The following is a 14,345-nucleotide window of genomic DNA, read 5'->3' as shown; positions in this document are numbered from 1 at the left end:
TTTCCCAAAAAAAGTGCTGACTTCCTTAAAGGTATTTAGTCAGATTATAACCAGTATCTATATTGTTTGTAGTGCACCATAATTGCTTTATCTCAATTGCGAACCATATCTCATCCGCATCGTCAATGGAGTGGTTTGCGGGTTATCCTTTGCCAAAAATCATATAACTTTGAGTTGGTTGTCTCAAATTTAGGGAGCTAGAACATATATTACAAGTTGCTAAACGGTTGCTGATTCTAGCAACCCTCCGGAAAAAAGATGTAGCTGCGATATTTATGAACAAGATATTCCGTATTTTGGGCCTATGGTTTGGCTTTGTCGTCTATGGTTACATTTTTGTCATCCCTTAGATCGTTTTGGTGTACAATAATTATATCTGACTAAAAGCAGTGGTAAATTGTATCAAAAAACGACCATGCAATATGAATTCTTCTATATAGATGCGATTCTTAGGGAACTGAAATTTAAAAAGACCATTTCAGAAGGTTATTTAAGGATGAGGAGGGAAGAATTGGAGACCAGAACCTTCGAAATAAAGACTAGATTTATTTCAAATGCCTGTAGTGGAAATAGCAAGCACACGCTCATTCAATATTTCCGGATGCATCAGATTGCGCTCACGCAAATCATCGATTCATTTTCATTTGAAGTTGGTGACAGAAAAGACCTTAAAACATCAACCATAAAAAAAACTTTATCGGAAAATGCATATACCCATTGTTTGGAATTGATGGATTTTATGATCCATACCTTTTCGTCTTATTTAGATAACAGATGCCCGTTGCCCAAACAGATTAGCAAATCACAGAAAGGCTTATTGTTAGAAAGGTTGAGTAAAATAGGCAGCTCGGTATCAAGCGAACTTACGGTAGAACTTCACAAGATCTGTGTAAATAAACTAACGCTCAAAGAATATTCCTGGTCTATTTCAAGTATCGACCAATGGGAAAGTTTAACCCAATCTCTAGAGGACACCCATGGTGTTTTCGTAAAATCTTTCGAGGGTATGGTCAGTCTATTTATCTGCCATGGATTCAATTCGATAAAGATCTACCATCAGGTTTGCTATCATCTCGACTCGCAGTTGAAAACGATCAATGATCCGCTTGAGCAGCAGCAATACCTATTCCATTTACAAAAGACCTTTGAACAAGCGTCGATCTTCGCCAGTAAAAGCTTTTTTAAAGGCCGTCCAAAGTTAGGCATCGCATTGATATCATACATTGAGACGGAGCTCAAATTGATTGACCATTTAATGGATGCTGGATATGGAAATGCTGATAAAGACCCTTTTCTTGGTAGTTTTACTGTGTCCCTCTCAGTTAGGCAGTTTGCTTTTTTTGTTTTCCTGCAGGTAGAGACAGGCATACTCCTCACGCGCACGGCAAAACAGGTACATCAATATTTTGCTTCTAGGTTTAGTACAATCGAAGGTGGCACGATATCCGAAAAAAGTTTCAAAAACGCCTATTATTCCCACGCTTCAGAAGATATTAAGAAAGTAATCGAAAAACTATCACAAATGTGGGTCATTGCCGAAGAAACGTATTAGGCATCACCCTAAAAACTGGGGTTGCTCCATATTGCTTTTTTTGCAACTTGACAAGGTTTTATATTCCGTTTCCTTTGTAGTCAAAAAAAGTTATGGAAAATGAAAACTACATTGATCAGCTTGGACGCTATGGTCAATGTTCCCATGGGATGAAGTCATACCTTCGAATTATCATTAAGACCACACATTACCAAAAACATCAGAAACTCCCGATTGATCAGATCACCATTGGAGCTTTCCCTTTTCTTGCACACGGATGCATAAGGCTTTACGCCTATGATTTTGAAAATTTAAAAGAGCACACCTTGGGCTTCTGGTTCAATGGGGAATTCTTACCGAGTTTTGGAGATCACCCAAAAATCGGCACGGGACTACTTTCTTTTGAATTTTTGGAGGATACCACCATCATTAACATTCCAGAAAAACATTTCTTGAGCATAGTCCATCACTTTCGTGAGGCCGCAGAAATCATCAAAGCATACCATTGGGAACAATTGGCCAAGTTCATTGACCAACTGGTTATCCGCAATACGCTCCGTGCATCTGGTCGATTGCAGGCGGTATTGGCCATTCAGCCAGAACTTGTAAAAAAAGCTGCCGTAAAAGACATTGCTTCATATCTGGGGATAGATGAACGAACACTAAGTAGGATACGGGGGCAAAAATGAAATTCAATGACAACGGATGTCCGTAAAATAAAGTTTGATTGTACCGATTAAATCAGATTGTCTACGGGGTAATTGGAGAGGACAACGGAGCTTTATGCTATGATTACAGAGTAGTTTCTATTGTCCAATCAAGTTTCAGTGCTTTGTTAAGGACTAATAAATGGTCATTTTGCATATTACTGCAACTCCAAAGCTCAGCAGTTATGGACTTTCCACAAAGGAGATCCTCAATAAGATCTACCCTCATCAATTGGAAATTTTGCTTATCTGATTAATTACAGTAATTGAAATGATTCCAGCAGTGGCACTGCTATTTCCATTGAAAAGAAAGACTTCGCTCGTCTCTAATTCCTCGACTAATTAGATTAGCAACCGGTTGCCATGAAAGCAATTATAAAAAATCTGATCGGAACTATATATGGATGATTTGAGCAGTTGTAGTTCATACATGAACATTGCTTGTTAAACCTTTGGCACTCTATGTATATCACGATGTATTTGTATAAAATCATACATAGTGTGTTATTAAATCAAACACATTAAGTCTCCTAACTTGACAGTTTTTGGAAAAATTTGTAAATGGCAATCCATATAGGCAAACAGATTAGGATTCAGGCGGACTTAAGGAAAGTTGGTGCAACTGAATTGGGTAAGCTACTTAATAAATCACGCGAAACAATTTATGATATTTTCGATAGAGAATCTGTCGATACGGAGCTTTTACTGGCTTGCTGTAAAGTTCTAAATCATGATTTTTTTGGCTACTATTATTCTCAAGAACCTTTACTTGCATTCAAGGTAGATGAAGATAATCGGACGATGGAACGTATTGAGGTACTTAAGGGACAGTTAGATAGAGAAGTAAAACTCAATTTTGTACAAGAGGAACTTATTGCGAACCAACGTGAAAACATTAAGTATTTGGAGCAATTAGTTAAAAAAAATAAATGATCAGATAGCATCTTCCAAATAGCAAATTGCTTTGGTCTTATACTATCTACTATTGAAATGATAACGGTCGACCCACACTTGTTACTATGGAAAACTATAATTGCGCGATTATTGATGATGAAGACTATGCTATTGCGACACTGACAGAGCATATCAAACAAATTCCAGTGTTAAAGCTTGTTAAAAGCTTTACAGATCCGATCCACGCACTTGCGGAGATAAAGCAGTCCGATAAGATCGATATTATTTTCATTGACGTGGATATGCCTGGCCTTTCAGGCATAGAGCTTGCAAATATGCTAGGGGATTCTACTAACCTCGTGGTATTCACCACCGCCCATTCAAAATATGCGATCGATGCATTTGGCGTCCACGCAGATGATTTCCTCGTCAAACCCATCGGCAGTATAAAATTCATAAACTCCATTCGCCACTTGATAGAAAAGAGGCTATCCAAATCTATTTATCACGAAAAAAATATATTATTTATCAAGTCTGCGGAAAAAAATAGGATGCTTAAATTATACGTTGAGGATTTACTGTTTATTCAAGCTTTAAAAAACTACGTCCGCCTGAACATCGTTGGTGGTATTTCACATGATATAAAAAATACAATGGGGCATGTAGAGCAGGAACTAGCGAATACGAAACTAATGCGCGTACATAGAAGCTATATTATCAATTTGGACAAAATCCAACATTTGCTGGGCAATAGCGTAAAAATCTCTGATAATAACATTATCCCAATTGGTAAGGAATATAAGGGCGCTTTAATAAATTATGTTGAAAAAAACCTGATAAGATCCGGCCGGTATTCTTAATCAGTTGTGATCGCTAAGGTGTTGTCCGAAGAGTTTCGATTGCAATGATGATTACAGTTGTGGCAGTCGGATCGGTTGAAGTTCCCGGTTGATCCATCGCTCGTTTGAAAACGAATACCGTTCTCTTGGTCAGTTTTGATGTTTGTTGTTTCATAATATTTATTTTTTTTAATGAAACTATTACTACCATTTAGACTACTAAAAAATAGTACACCGGAATTACCTGAGCGTACACCAATCCATATTCTGAGATGACTAAGCAAATTCAAAAATGGGCGATTGCAAACCAAATCCACATTATCGGATGGTCGCTTTACATTCTTTGTGAAGTGGTATTAGTCGGATTAGCCGTAGGTAGGTTCGACAAACCCGTTGCATATTTATTGCATTATTCCCTAAATATTATCTTATTTTATTCTAACACTTTATTAGTGTTAAGAAATGGCTTGGATAGAAAGAGATGGCGCGTTGTGATGTTTTCGGCTTACCTTGTAGTGGAGATCGCTATATTTATCACTTTAAAGACCTTCATTGATGCAATGCTTGTTGGGCATCAAGCTGAACTCTTCTTCGATTTTGTTGATCTCCCTTACCTCATGCAGACTCTATGGCGCTGCTTGTTTTTTATAGGGCTTTCCTGTTTTTATTACATGTTTCTCCGCTATGAAGAAGAACGATTAAAAAAAGAACTTTCCCAAAGGCAAGAACTTGAAAGCCACTTGCGTAATAAAGAATTGGAGACTGCCCTCCATGAAGCAACAAACTCCTACCTCAAAGCCCAGATTAACCCCCACTTCATCTTCAATATCTTGGGATTTATCCACGATAGTGTGCTTCGAACGGATGCACAAGCGGCACAGGCAGTTATTGATTTATCTGAACTTATGAGGTTCGCTGTGAACGCGGGTCAACAAGATTTAGAGCCGCCTTTAATGGAAGAAATACTACAGGTAGAATCTCTGATTAGGCTCTATCAGTTAAGATTCAAAGAAAGGGTATTTGTCGAATTCACACACTCGAATGTGGCGGGAGAATTCAGGCTTATTCCACTGGTATTACTCACTTTGGTGGAGAATTTGTTCAAACATGGCAATATTCATAAGAAGGATAATCCCGCCAAAATAGATGTAACCACAGATGGAAAAACCTTAACAATCTCTACTTACAACCTGAAAAAGGAAGACAAGGCACCGAAGGGTCTTCTTAGGGGGCTCGAAAATATTCAAACTAGGCTTAGGTTGAACTATAAGGGGAGGTTCAGTATGGAATATGGAACAATTGATTCAGACCATTTTTTTGTTCGGTTAGATATTAACTTTAGTGTTCTGTAAATAAATAGCTTGATTAAAGCGTTTTGGTCAGGTCAAATTTTTGATGTGTTAATTGTGGATGCTTCATGAGTCTGATTTCTAGGTAAATAACATCGTTTTTTGATGTTGCTGCCCATTGCCAAATTCGGGAAATAAATAGTCCCTATTCTTTCAGTTAACTTTGTTACAACTGTATCGAGAGCTGATACAATTTAATAACCCGCTATTACATTTTCAATGGCAAATTAGAAAGCGAAATAAACTCACTGGTTTTGCCAAGCTCGAAAAGATCAACAGGTTTATTATGAAAAATTCACATAAACTATGATTTTTAGAGTTTGTAATGTTTTTAAGCCCATATCAATAGCACTTTCGCAATGAACGGACAATTTCTAAATTAATAAAGTTAAGTTGTTCGTTTAGGTCATTAAGAAGCTTATTGATTTTTGTTTGCAATTTGAGTTTAATTTAATAATAGTCAAACGGTATTTGCTAATTTCAATATGGAAATGGTCGACTTGAGATTCTTACTATTTCTAAAATTGTTGCCCTTTATCAAGATGTTTTTAAATCAGGTAAGAAAATAAATTTTGTTTCACCTGAAAATAATTTTCAAAAATTATTCACCAAAGGAATTAATCTATTCCCCGATTATAAGATTGGAAAAATACTTGGAGAGAATTTTTATTGAGGAAAAGACTTAAATTAAAATCGAGCAAACTCTACTTAAGAGTACACTCTTAAGAAAAAACTTTCAATATTTTGCCGTTTATTGCCCCCTCTACGCTTAATATGTATGCGTTTACAATTTTTTTCATTGGTGCTAAATTGTACCCAGGGAAAAAATCACCGTATCTTTCAAAACTATCTTCAACTAGACCTGGACTTACCACATTGATTTTAATGTCGTTTTTCAGTTCTTGAGCAGAAGCTAAAACAAAACTATTGATAGCCCCATTTATTGTGGCAACAGCAGTACCATTTTTTGCTGGATGCTCTGCTGCTATTCCTGATGTAAGGGTAAAAGAGCCTTCTTTCGAAATATATTTTTTCCCGATTAATACTAAATTCATTTGCCCTAGCATTTTTCCCTTAATTCCTATCATTAGGTCCTCTTCGGTCATTGCGTAATAATCTCCATAAAAGCCCGTTCCAGCTGTACAAATACAGGCATCTACTTCTTTAAGTTCTTCATACATTTTTATAATTGAGGTTTTATCTGTCAAGTCAACATTTATATCTCCGCTATTCCTACCTGCAATAATAACTTCGTGTTTTGTTTTGAACGCTTCCACAATCTTTTTTCCTATAGTTCCAGTACCACCTACAATTAAAATTTTCATATCCTTTTTTTTAAATTAATTCTGTAAAATTATAGGATGAAAGTAGTTGTATAGTAATAGAAAAAGTCCATTCTTTTTAATTATTGGTTCTAAATTCAGTTGGAGTCATCATATACGTTTTTTTGAAAATTCTTGTAAAATAAGAGAGGCTCTCAAAACCGCAATTTTCAGCAGTTTCTGAAATTGTATTTTTTGTGTTTTTTAATAGCAAACAAGAATATTCTAAACGTTTTTGATTAATCCATTTTGTAGGCGATGAACTGTAAATACTTGCAAAATCTCGTTTAAAAGTTGAAAGGCTTCTGTTTGTAAGATTAGCATAATCTTTAAGGGATAGTTTTTGAAATAAATATTTTTCCATAACATACATTATATTTTCCGAAGAGGTAGATATTACCGAATCCCAAAAAGGAATGGTTTGCGAAGACGGAACTGTTTTTAGTAAATACAGTAAAATCTCTTTTTGCTTAAGCAATAAAATGCCTTTATCTTTTAATGAATTTTCCGTGAAATACTGACTCAGTTGATTTTTATAGGTTTCTATTATTGGATTGCTCTCAATTTTCAGAAAAGGTACGTGGGTGAAATTAGTAGTCGTTTGAATTTGATATTGAGCCACTACTTCTTTAATTATCTTTGGATTTAGGAATAATAAGATTGCTTCAAATTGCTGTTCTTTTTCAAAATATTCCGCCATTGCGTAAATTCCTTTTTTCAAAAAGATAATCTCTTGAGATGTTACTTGAACAGTTTCGTTTTCTATATGCAGCTGTTTGTGTCCTTTTAAAATGAATACCAAGACATTTTCTGTGAGAAACACTTTTTTTATGGCTGTTTTATTTTCTTTTTTAAACTTGGCAAAAAAAGTGTTTTCAACAACAAGAAAAGAATTGTCATTGGTATCAATTTCAGTAGGAGGAAAATTATAAATCATTTAGATATAGATTCGATTATTAGGTATTAGCAATACACATAATGGTTTGAGGCTTTGCAAGGTTAGGAAATCGAAGCACAAACATTCATTTTAACACAAAAGTTCAATAGAAATCCAATTTCAAATTAGTTACAAATTTTCCTGTTTTGCCAAGTAATACTGTTAACTATTCGTTGTTTTATTTAATATTTCTTTTTCTATTAAAGTTAAAGCAATTTTTAGTGCTTCAATTCTGTTTATTAATAGAGTATGTTGAGAAGTTCCATTTGTTAATTTTTGTAACGATTTTTCACATTTGTTAAGTAATGATTTAATAACAATAGTCGCTTTATCCAAATCTCTTTTCATATAATTTTCTGTTTATTTTGTTGTTATAAGTTGATTTAGGCGTTTTAACGATTTTTTTTTCAATCTAAACCCCAAACTGCCTCAAATGATGGTCGATATGTTTGTACGCCATAATACCAATTTGTTCTTTGGTCATTTTCCCGAAAAAGGGATGAATAAAATGATCGTTAGTAAAATGTTCGTATTGTCGAATAATTGCTATCCAGTTTATTTTTTCATCAACTAAATTCCCACTTGTTTCTTTTATTATAAATTCGGGTATTGTGGGTGTATTCCGCTTTAATGGTTTATCATCTTTCAAAATATTTCGTAAAGCCATTTTTCCAAAAATACGTCCAATGAAAACCCGTTTGTATGTTTTTTCTCCAAAAACCATTTCTTCCCATAAAATACAATGCTTTATCATTTGTATCACATTCATTTTACCCCATAGAGCCGTTTTATTTTCATCAAGCAAATTTATTCTTGCTAGTAATTCCTCTCGGCAAATTATATCTAATGTAGTTTTCATATTCTTGTTATTTTTTTTGTCCTAGTGAAAACCAATTACCCGAATTATCTTGAAATAAAGCTTCTATGCCATAAAATTCTTCGGTAGGCGGTTTTTTGAATATCACGCCTTTGCTTTTAAGTTCTTCGTAGGTAGCATAAATGTCGGTACATTCAAATACAGCGGCACCAAAAGTTCCTTTTTGGACGAGATCTTTCATCGTTTTTAAGGTTTCTGCATCAAACATAATACCTTCTACTAGTGGAAATAAATTTATTTCGATCCCTTCTTGTTCTTTTGGAGATACTGTTAGCCATCTAGCGCCTGGACTCATTGGCATATCCATTATAACTTTGAAGCCTAATTTATTTACATAAAAATCGTAAGCGTCGTCTTGATTGAGTACATACACACAGGTATGTGTTAATTTTGTAATCATGTTTTAATTATTTAGATTACAAATTACAGCAATTCATTTTTATTCTGTTTCTCGAAAATTGCTATTTTTCAGCCAACCACTTTTGGAAGCTATACAACCCGGAATAAATTTTAGTGGATTTGCATTCATCTCGGCATCTTTTTTTAATTGATTTGCCAAAAAAGTAGTGGGAGAACTACCAAACGTATTTTTGAATAAAGCACTGAAAGAACCTACACTTTCAAAACCTACCAAAACACAAACTTCTGAAACGGTAGCACCATTTTTTAAAAGCTCTTTTGCTTTTTGGAGTCTAACCGATTTTAAATATTGATGTGGAGTTTTATTATAAATTTGTTTGAAAAGGCGGATAAAATGAAATTTTGAGAAATAGGCTTCATCTGCAATATTATCTGTATCTATTTTTTCAGCAAAATGAATATCTATAAAAAGTTTAGACTGAACAATCCGTTTGTAGAGATAAATATTAGGATAGTGTTGATCTGTCATATTGCATTTTTTACTTAACAATTATTTTTTAGATATGATATTTGCAGTTCGTTTTTGTTTCATTAGTTTTTTTCAGCAATTTCTTTTAAGGATTTTAAAATTGGATTTTCTTCTCCCTGAGGTTCTTCCTGAACTGCGTTTGGTCTGTTGTCTTCTTGAATAATTTCGAGTTTTGTTTTTCCATTAATTTCAGTCAAAACATAATTCATTATAAAATAATTTTCTGGTTTGTCTTCAACGTCTGGTCTTGGAGCAAATAAGGAGTAACTTAATTTATCGGTTGGTTTGAATTCGATAACTTTTCCCCATTGTTCAAAGACTTTGTCTTCCCACTCTGTTCTAAATTTTATTGTTGTTCCAACTTCCCAACTTGTCTGTAATTTACTGCCGTATTGCCAAAGTTTTACAAATTCGGGTTTTGTTAGAATATCCCAAATTTTTTGCTTTGGAGCATTAATTGTTATTGTCGAAATATTTGTTGCCATAATTTATGTAGAATTTACTTTCAGTGTCTAAAAGTAATGTTATTGATTTTCAAAATTGATAGTATCTAATTTTTTTTGAATGGTTTGTTTATCCGTATTTGTTTTTGCTAACAACAATGCTTTTTGGAAATTATCTTTTGCTTTGGCATTGTCAATATTTATATGGAGTTCTCCAATTAAAGTAAAATAAAAATGATTTGTTTTTAAATCTAATTTTTCGGCTTCTGTTATGGCTAATAAATTTCCATACACTTTTGAGAATGCCCAAATTCTATTTAAGGCTACTATTTGAGAATTGTTGGCTAACAATAAAGCATCGTATAAATTCAAAATGCTAGTCCATTTATCAGGATTTATGCTGTCAACTGTATGCCAATAAGCAATACTTGCTTCAATATAGTATGTTGATGTGATTTGCCATTTAGAAGCTTGTTGTAAATAGTAAAATCCTTTTTCAATAAACTCTGTGTCCCAAAGTGTTCGGTCTTGGTCGTCATACAGCACAATGTTTCCATTTGCCGTTTGCCTTGCTTCTAATCGTGAAGTGTGAAAACACATTAGTGACATTAAACTATTTGTAGCGTGATTGTTCGTAATTGGATTGTCCAAAAGTAAATACGTTAAATTTAAAGCTTCAACGCAAAGGTTTTTACGAACAATAGTGTTGTTACTTTCTGAATAATAACCTTCACTGTATAAAAGATATATTGTTTGTAAAACGGTATTTAAACGCTCATTGATTTCTAGATCATTTGGCATTTCAATCTTGATCTTTTCTGACTGAAGTTTTGCTTTAGCCCTTTGTAATCGTTTGTGAATCGTTTCTTTGTTCGATAAAAATGCGTCTGCTATTTCATTTAGCCCTAGCCCACAAAGTATGCGTAATGCTAAACAAATTTGTGCTTCGGTTGAAATAGACGGATGACAAACCGCAAAAAGCATTTGAAGCTGACTATCAGAAATAATATCATCCGAAAAGTCAATCCCAATTTCTTTTATCGAATCTTTGTTGGTTAATTGTTCAGATACAATTTTGCTAAACGTATTGTTTCTTGCAAGATGATTTCTCAATTTGTTTTTTGCAACAATATAAAGCCAAGCCGTTGGGTTTTCAGGCGTTTTATTATATGACCAATTATCAAGTGCCGATAAAAAAGTTTCGCTAACAATATCTTCTGCAGTTTCAATGTGCTCAATACCAAATGACTTGGTTAGAACAGAAACCATTTTACTGTATTCTGTTCTAAATAGATGTGGAACCAATTCATTTTTATCACTATCCATTATTATTCAAAAAAACCTTTTGTAGCATTAACAAGTTCATCAGTAACAACATTATTTGTTAATTTCGAAGGATTATCTCCTGATTGGAAACCATAATTTCCGATGTCTGCATGATTCATACCTTTAACAAATAGGATTTGTGCATCATTTGGCAACTCTCCTTTGTGCTTTTTAATCTTCTCTGGCGGAAACACTCCATCTTGTTCGCCATTAATACTTCTGACTTTTGTTAATTCTTTTGAAATATCTGTACCACTATACGTACCGAAAATCAAAATACCATCGAAAGTTTTATTGTTTTTACTAGCATACACACAGGCCATAGAACCACCAAGCGAGTGACCTCCAATATACCAATGTATGATTTTAGGAAACTGCTTCTGAATTTCCCCTGCTTTATTAATTCCAAAGAATGCAAGATTCATATACATTTTAGGAATAAAGATTTCTATATTATTGGAAACCGCAATTGCAGACAGTTTTGAGATATATGCTTCTGGTTGCACTTTGGCTCCTGGATAAAAAATATATCCTTTATTGCTTTTATAGTTAAACGGTCTAACTGAAATATACTCATCTGTATTTTCAATACTAACATCTCGATTCTTCAGGGCATTTGACAGTACTTTTTTATCCGCATCATAACCAAAAGAAGCCCAAGCAAAAAAAGCCATACAACCTATAACCAACAGCGATAAAATCAAGTACCCTATCCTTTTTAAAGTCTTTTTCATCTAAAAATTATTGATTTTGAAAATACTAAAAAAGGTTGCCTGTTTGAGACAACCTTTTATTTCCTATTTATGTTGCATAATTTGTCTCACTTCTACTGTATTACCTTCCCCTTGTAAAATTGGTGCACCTTTTGCAAATTCTGCTGCTTCGTCTGCAGATTCTGATTTTACAATAATGTAGCCACCGAGAGTTTCTTTAATATCTCCAAAAGGACCATTTGTGACGAACTTTTTGTGATTTACTACTTTGGCATCGTCAAATAACAACCCTGTACCACTCACAAATTTATTTTGTGCAACAATACTGTTTACCCAATCCATTTGTTGTTTCATCCATTGTTGAATTTGTTCTGGAGAAACTTTACCGTTCACGTTTTCGTGTCTAAAAATAAGAATGTACTCTTTCATTTTTTTTGATTTAAAATTGTTATTAAATATTTTAACTATTACCTAATAACAATCTGGTTTGGTCAAAAGGGACATTCAAAGATAAAAAATTTGATATATTGTCTTTGATATGGAGTTGTAAATTTAGCTAATGTATACTATTAACTACTTAAGGAATCAAGTCGTAATTAAACACAAAAACGCTTCGAATTTACATCCGAACCGTTTTTGTTTTGTTATAATAGTGCTCAAATTGCTATTTGTTTGGCAATCCCCATTTTTTAACTAGTTCATAAGTTTAGCGATGTTACAAACCCACTACGTCAGTTTATCTGACATAGTGTTATAAATGACTAGCAATTTATTTTTTAACCAGGGTATTTCTCCGTTGCGTAACCGACTGCGTTATTGCATTTGGACGGACGGGAAGAAGCCCGAATGTAAACGGAAAACCTGATACGTTTAGGAATAAATGCCGAATATGCCGAAGCATGGAACAGGACAACATAAGGAGGTTGGCGCATTGCGCAAAGCCCAATTCTTAATACTACCATAACTATCAAACGGATAAAGCAGAAAGTCTACAATCCAGTGTTGGAGACTTACACAAAACTCAACCCATCATTTTACGAACCGCCGTATAGGAGACCCCTACGTATGGTGGTGTGAGAGGCGCATTCTATCAGATTTCTGGCAGAGGCGTCTACACGATTAGCGGTTCTTTGTTTTTTTTGTATCATTTTTTATAAAGAAACAAATTTCTATTTTAAAAGAAATAAGACTTCTGTTTTCCATTCTTCAATAGGCGTGACATCAGGTTCAGTTATATAAAATTCCACTCTACATCCCCATTTAACACCCATGTCTGTTTTACTTTCATCGAGAGTGAAATTATTTGATTTTGAAAAGTCTTCTAAATACATGTGTGCATCACCTAAATTTTTATAGTCCCCCGAATGAATTACGCTAAGGTATTTCCCGGCTGGAAATGAACTAAATTCAATACTTTCAGATTGTGAGTCAGTTTTTTCAATTGGAAAACCAATCTCTACAACCATTTGTTCAGAGGCTGTGCATGATAAATATCTGAAAAAACAATCTCCATTTATGTTGATATTTTCCTTATCTAGTAAATTAATTAATGTCCCAATTAAGGGAGGCATTTCTGTGGAAATGTCTTGTCGAGCTACTACTTTTCGTAATGCTGCATACGATTTTTCTGCGTTTTCTTTTACAATTGCTTGGTAATTCGTCATTTTATTTTTTCATTTAATTAGTAATGTAATGCTACAATGATCGCTAATCGAGTCTAGCAAAGGAATTTCGCCTTTGCGTTCTCATAGAATCGTACGTGAAAGTCTCCCTTCATACGGCTCTTCATGTTTATAATTCACGTAAAAACACCTCTATCTTTAAGGATGTATTAATGCCCAATGGGCAAATATAAACCACGATTCTTGCTGTGTTTACTTTTATATTTCAAGAATGACATGATTAGCGAATTCTCTTAAAAAATTTATGGCTATCAATAGCTTATTAAACTAAATATTTATATGCATTTAAAGCAATTTTTAAACTGTTTTTTGAGCATATTTCGATTAAAATAATTGCATTTATACCATTTTAATAGATTTAATGTAATTAGATGTTCAACTGTCTATTTTTGCGACCCTGTTTTATTTTTTGGCATTCATCATCTTATTGATTTATTTTTCTAAGCAAAATTATGGTTATCATAATTGATGTGTTAAGTAAAATTTATTTGATTTACACGTCGTGTTGACGTCTTTAGCTCAAATTTCCTTTTACATAACCAATTGCTTCAGTAATTTTTCCATTTGAAACGGTCATTAAGTTAATGCCTCGCGTGGCGTTTTCCAAATTTTCACCCCAACAAAACTTCCATTGAATTAATGCCCTTTCTTCAAAAACAATAATATTTTCGGGTTCAAACTGTGTATTTGGAGTGTCAATAAGATTTTGCCAAAAATTATAGCAATCGTCTAGGCCTTTGGTTATTAAATTATCAGCACCTTCCATTACACAATCTGTTGCTATCAAATCTTTAAGTAGTATTGCATCTTTTATTTGAAATGCTTTATTAAATAAA

17 protein-coding genes are annotated in these 14,345 nt (G+C 33.8%); 5 read left to right on the top strand and 12 right to left on the bottom strand.

Annotated elements, in window-relative coordinates:
* The first annotated feature begins 415 nt into the window (after positions 1–415).
* The 5 genes from ABIB40_RS07325 to ABIB40_RS07305 all read left to right on the top strand — a co-directional run bounded on the left by ABIB40_RS07325 (position 416) and on the right by ABIB40_RS07305 (position 5,323).
* The gene (locus ABIB40_RS07325; protein ID WP_354357533.1) at positions 416–1,552 is read left to right on the top strand and encodes a hypothetical protein; all 1,137 of its coding nucleotides are present in this window, start codon (positions 416–418) and stop codon (positions 1,550–1,552) included.
* A 149-nt stretch (positions 1,553–1,701) separates the two neighbouring features.
* Complete coding sequence (locus tag ABIB40_RS07320) at positions 1,702–2,220, top strand: Crp/Fnr family transcriptional regulator (protein ID WP_354357531.1); 519 nt, start codon at positions 1,702–1,704, stop codon at positions 2,218–2,220.
* Positions 2,221–2,799: 579 nt separating this feature from the next.
* Entirely contained in the window at positions 2,800–3,171 is a 372-nt protein-coding gene (locus ABIB40_RS07315) for a hypothetical protein (RefSeq protein ID WP_354357529.1), read from the top strand.
* Positions 3,172–3,257: 86 nt separating this feature from the next.
* The gene (locus ABIB40_RS07310; protein ID WP_354357527.1) at positions 3,258–3,992 is read left to right on the top strand and encodes a LytR/AlgR family response regulator transcription factor; all 735 of its coding nucleotides are present in this window, start codon (positions 3,258–3,260) and stop codon (positions 3,990–3,992) included.
* Between the two features lie 251 nt (positions 3,993–4,243).
* Positions 4,244–5,323 (top strand): sensor histidine kinase, encoded by a 1,080-nt coding sequence (locus ABIB40_RS07305; protein WP_354357525.1) that lies wholly within the window; start codon positions 4,244–4,246, stop codon positions 5,321–5,323.
* 719 nt (positions 5,324–6,042) lie between these two features.
* Here the strand turns inward: ABIB40_RS07305 and ABIB40_RS07300 are convergent.
* The 12 genes from ABIB40_RS07300 to ABIB40_RS07245 form a co-directional block, all read right to left on the bottom strand.
* A complete protein-coding gene (locus ABIB40_RS07300) occupies positions 6,043–6,645 on the bottom strand; it encodes a short chain dehydrogenase (RefSeq protein WP_354357523.1) in 603 nt (200 codons plus the stop codon).
* Positions 6,646–6,721: 76 nt separating this feature from the next.
* On the bottom strand, positions 6,722–7,579 hold the full coding sequence (locus ABIB40_RS07295) for a helix-turn-helix domain-containing protein (protein WP_354357521.1): 858 nt from the start codon (positions 7,577–7,579) through the stop codon (positions 6,722–6,724).
* A gap of 162 nt (positions 7,580–7,741) precedes the next feature.
* The gene (locus ABIB40_RS07290; RefSeq protein ID WP_354357519.1) at positions 7,742–7,927 is read right to left on the bottom strand and encodes a hypothetical protein; all 186 of its coding nucleotides are present in this window, start codon (positions 7,925–7,927) and stop codon (positions 7,742–7,744) included.
* 64 nt (positions 7,928–7,991) lie between these two features.
* A complete protein-coding gene (locus ABIB40_RS07285) occupies positions 7,992–8,438 on the bottom strand; it encodes a DinB family protein (RefSeq protein ID WP_354357517.1) in 447 nt (148 codons plus the stop codon).
* Between the two features lie 7 nt (positions 8,439–8,445).
* Positions 8,446–8,856, bottom strand: coding sequence for a VOC family protein (locus tag ABIB40_RS07280; RefSeq protein WP_354357515.1), 411 nt, complete (start codon positions 8,854–8,856; stop codon positions 8,446–8,448).
* Positions 8,857–8,895: 39 nt separating this feature from the next.
* Entirely contained in the window at positions 8,896–9,366 is a 471-nt protein-coding gene (locus ABIB40_RS07275; protein WP_354357513.1) for a helix-turn-helix domain-containing protein, read from the bottom strand.
* A gap of 41 nt (positions 9,367–9,407) precedes the next feature.
* Entirely contained in the window at positions 9,408–9,830 is a 423-nt protein-coding gene (locus ABIB40_RS07270) for an SRPBCC domain-containing protein (RefSeq protein ID WP_354357511.1), read from the bottom strand.
* A 39-nt stretch (positions 9,831–9,869) separates the two neighbouring features.
* Positions 9,870–11,114 carry an RNA polymerase sigma factor gene (locus tag ABIB40_RS07265; RefSeq protein ID WP_354357509.1) on the bottom strand — a complete coding sequence of 415 codons (1,245 nt, stop codon included), beginning with the start codon at positions 11,112–11,114 and terminating at the stop codon, positions 9,870–9,872.
* Positions 11,115–11,116: 2 nt separating this feature from the next.
* On the bottom strand, positions 11,117–11,848 hold the full coding sequence (locus ABIB40_RS07260; protein WP_354357507.1) for an alpha/beta hydrolase: 732 nt from the start codon (positions 11,846–11,848) through the stop codon (positions 11,117–11,119).
* A gap of 63 nt (positions 11,849–11,911) precedes the next feature.
* Entirely contained in the window at positions 11,912–12,256 is a 345-nt protein-coding gene (locus tag ABIB40_RS07255; protein WP_354357506.1) for a YciI family protein, read from the bottom strand.
* A gap of 740 nt (positions 12,257–12,996) precedes the next feature.
* Positions 12,997–13,491 carry a GyrI-like domain-containing protein gene (locus ABIB40_RS07250; protein ID WP_354357504.1) on the bottom strand — a complete coding sequence of 165 codons (495 nt, stop codon included), beginning with the start codon at positions 13,489–13,491 and terminating at the stop codon, positions 12,997–12,999.
* 532 nt (positions 13,492–14,023) lie between these two features.
* On the bottom strand, positions 14,024–14,345 hold a 322-nt coding region (locus tag ABIB40_RS07245; protein ID WP_354357502.1), incomplete at its 5' end, for a nuclear transport factor 2 family protein.

This window comes from Pedobacter sp. UYP30 (genome assembly GCF_040547165.1).
Lineage (GTDB): Bacteria > Bacteroidota > Bacteroidia > Sphingobacteriales > Sphingobacteriaceae > Pedobacter.
This window is presented reverse-complemented; position numbering and strand designations above follow the sequence as displayed.